The 3,187-nt window shown below is 66.7% G+C and carries 2 protein-coding genes; one reads left to right on the top strand and one right to left on the bottom strand.

Going from position 1 to position 3,187, the window contains the following annotated elements:
- Positions 1–146 precede the first annotated feature (146 nt).
- On the bottom strand, positions 147–1,670 hold the full coding sequence (locus DD1DGNOD_RS16075) for a cytochrome P450 (protein WP_131767207.1): 1,524 nt from the start codon (positions 1,668–1,670) through the stop codon (positions 147–149).
- Between the two features lie 792 nt (positions 1,671–2,462).
- On the opposite strand from DD1DGNOD_RS16075, the gene DD1DGNOD_RS16070 reads away from it, so the two are divergent.
- Positions 2,463–3,023: an HIT family protein gene (locus DD1DGNOD_RS16070; RefSeq protein WP_131767206.1), complete on the top strand. Its 561-nt coding sequence runs from the start codon at positions 2,463–2,465 to the stop codon at positions 3,021–3,023.
- Positions 3,024–3,187: the final 164 nt, after the last annotated feature.

Genomic DNA, 3,187 nt, shown 5'->3' with positions numbered 1-3,187 from the left:
GGTGGGAGTGAGGCTGGTTTCGCCTGCTTGCTGACCTGTGGTCGGCTTCGCCGGGGCCGCGATGTCTACCGGGGGGCCGAGCCCCCCGGACCCCCACGTTCCTATGGCGGGGGACGACCCCTGGGCCCGGTGTTTGATTGTGGGTGTCAGGGGTCGCGGCGATGGGCGATCATCGGTACTCCGAGGCGGGGGCGCAACGTGACTCGGGGGAGTGGGACTACCGGTGCACCCGCAACGGGGTCCAGGCGCCAGCGACGGCAGATCGTGGCCAGTACTATCGCGGCCTCGAGCTCGGCGAACGTGTTGCCGATGCACTGACGGGTACCGCCCCCGAACGGGAAGAACGCGTACTTCGGCCGGGTGACCGCGGATCCTGGTCCTGTGGACGTCGCCGCAGCGGACGCCGTTGGTCCGGTTGCCGGGGGCGCGGTTGTGGACGGCTCCAGCCATCGTTGCGGTACGAACCCGTCGGGATCGGGCCAGTACTCGGGATCGCGATGCATGACCCACTGGCTGACCAGCACCGTCGAACCCGCGGGGATGTCGTAGCCGCCGAGATTGTGATCCACCAGCGTTCGCCGGAACATGATCCAGACTGCCGGGTACAGCCGCAGCGACTCGGTGAACACCGCCTGCGTGTAGGGAAGGCGGGGCAGGTCGTCCAGGCTGGGAAGTCGGTCGCCGAGAACCTCGTCGAGCTCGGCGTGCAGGGTTTCGCGTACCTGCGGGGCATTGCCGAGCAGATGGAAGGCCCAGCTGAGCGCGTTCGCGGTGGTCTCGTGACCGGCGAGCAGGATCGTCAGTGCTTCGTCGCGTACGGCGTCGTCATCCAGGGGTGCGCCGGTGTCGGCGTCGCGGGCCGCCAGCAGCAGCGACAGCAGGTCGTTGCCGTCGACCGTACTGCGTCGACGGTCGGCGATCATTTCCCGGATCAGCCGGTCGAGGTCGGCGCGGGAACTGCGGGCTCGCAGCGTCGTGGGCAGCGGTATTTTCTCCAGGTGCCGGCCGCCTGGGATGATTACTCGACGTGACACGCCCATGTTCGCCGCGATCGCCCGCCGCACCGTCGCCACGACATCGCTGTCCAGGGGCAGGTCGAGGACGGTCCTTGTGACGATTCCGAGGGTCAGCTCGGATATTTCCGCGTGGATATCCAGCTGTTTTCCGTCGGACCACCTGGAGGCGGTTTCTTCAGCCAGCGTGGCGAATGTACTGCCGTACGCGGAGATGCGCTGACGGTGGAACAGCGGTTGTATGAGTCGCCGGCGAATCCGGTGCAACTCGCCGGCGCTGGTGAGAAGACCTGAACCCAGCAGAAGGGCCAGCGGCTGTATCCCCTCGTTGACCGGCATCCGTTTTCTATGAATACCCTTGGCAAAGGCCCGCTGGGAATTCACCAGGACCTCCTGCACCGCGGCCGGGTCATTGATCAGGTAGACGGCGCTGCGGCCCAGGGGGACGCGCACGATCGGACCGTATTCATGGCGCAGTCTGGTGAGCAGGTCAAGCGGGTTGGTCAGAAACGCATACGCGGTACGTAGCGGCTGCCCGGTCGGGCCCGGAGGGTGCGGGCTCCGCCGGAGGGCCGCACCGTTGGCCGTGCCGTCCGTCCTTGCCTGGCGCGCGCTCCCGGCCGGGTTGTCGACGGCTCTGGCCTGGGATGATGTCATCGTCTACTCCCGGTTCGGCGGGTTGGAGCACAGCATCCGTCATGGCTGGGTCGCGGCACGCATCCGGCAGCAGGACCCGGACGCGGGGGAAGACGTGCGTCCGGAGAGCCGAAGGCGACGCGATCATGTTTCTTTCGCGACCGGGGTTCCTGGCGTAGCCAGGGTCCGGAAGCCGATCTGGCAGGTCCGGGAGGCGCAGTTCCCCGGGTCACTGTGGGGACAACTCCTACTGACCCCGCCGTGGTTCCTCGGTCGGCAACAGGTACGTCCTGAGCCAGGTATGACGGTCTGTCCCGGCAGCGACACGCTGAATGATTCTGGTCATAGTACGGGCGCCGTGGTTCGAAACGGCTTACGCTACCGGGGAGAGGTTGACGGCGACCCCCCCACGTCGTCAACCTCTCCTATGGTCGACCGGAAGGTTGACGATCATAATGCGGGATCGCGAAGCGACTGACTGGAGTAGTCATCTGCGGCTGGTGCCTGTGTGCATCCCAAGGCTGGTGATGCAGTGTCCAACCAGGCATCCCGGATCGTAGCGGCGTTTTGACGTGATGCCCGGGTCGGAGTAGGTAGATGTACATCAGCGCGCGGGCCGCGATGGTGGTGCTGGTGGATGCGCCGTCTCCAGCCTGGTCGGCCCACGTACCCAGCCAGCTTCCGGACGTATCGGGAGGCCCCGCCAGTGACACGCCACCAGGGTGGTCCTAGGTCTGCGACTCCGCCGCCCGGGAACACTCCGCCGCCCGGCAACATTGCGTTGCCCGGAAGTACCGTAGGAACGAGCAGTTCGTGGACGTGACGCCGACCACGCCGGAGGGTGTTCCCCTTGAGCTGCAGGCTGGTGTCGGCAGCCCGGACGCGTTCCGCCGGCTCTACACACCGCACCGGATGGCGTATATCAAGGGGGAGCGGCCTGCCGGCCAGGAGTGTCCGTTCTGCGAGATCCCGTCCCTGTCGGACGAGGACGGCCTGGTCGTCGCGAGAGGCGAGACCGTGTACGCCGTCCTCAACCTCTACCCGTACAATTCCGGGCATCTCATGGTTGTGCCATACCGGCACATTCCGGACTATGTCGACCTCGTGGACGGCGAAACCACCGAGATGGCCCTGTTCACCCAGCATGCGCTGCGGGCGCTGCGGCGGGCGAGCGGCGCGCACGGTTTCAACGTCGGAATGAACCTCGGTGTCGTCGCGGGTGCCGGTATCGCCGAACACGTCCACCAGCACGTCGTACCGCGCTGGGGTGGTGACACCAACTTCATGCCGGTCGTGGGCGGTACGAAAGTGCTGCCCGCGCTGCTGGGCCAGACCCGTGAGATCACCGCCGCCGCGTGGAAGGAAACCGAATAGGCGCCGGTTTCCACCGCCCCGTCGTCACGTTTCTCCCAGTGTCGCGCTGGAATTGAATCGTTCCCGCGCCGGGCTCGAATCAATGCCGCGCCGGGTCCGAATCGACATTGATTCGGCACCGGCGCGGTGGGCCGGGCCGGGCCGGGCCGGATATGCTGTAGGCC

This window comes from Candidatus Protofrankia californiensis, assembly GCF_900634765.1.
GTDB classification, from domain to species: Bacteria; Actinomycetota; Actinomycetes; order Frankiales; family Frankiaceae; genus Protofrankia; species Protofrankia californiensis.
The sequence above is the reverse complement of the archived record's forward strand: the minus strand, read 5'-3'. Positions and strand labels throughout refer to the sequence as shown.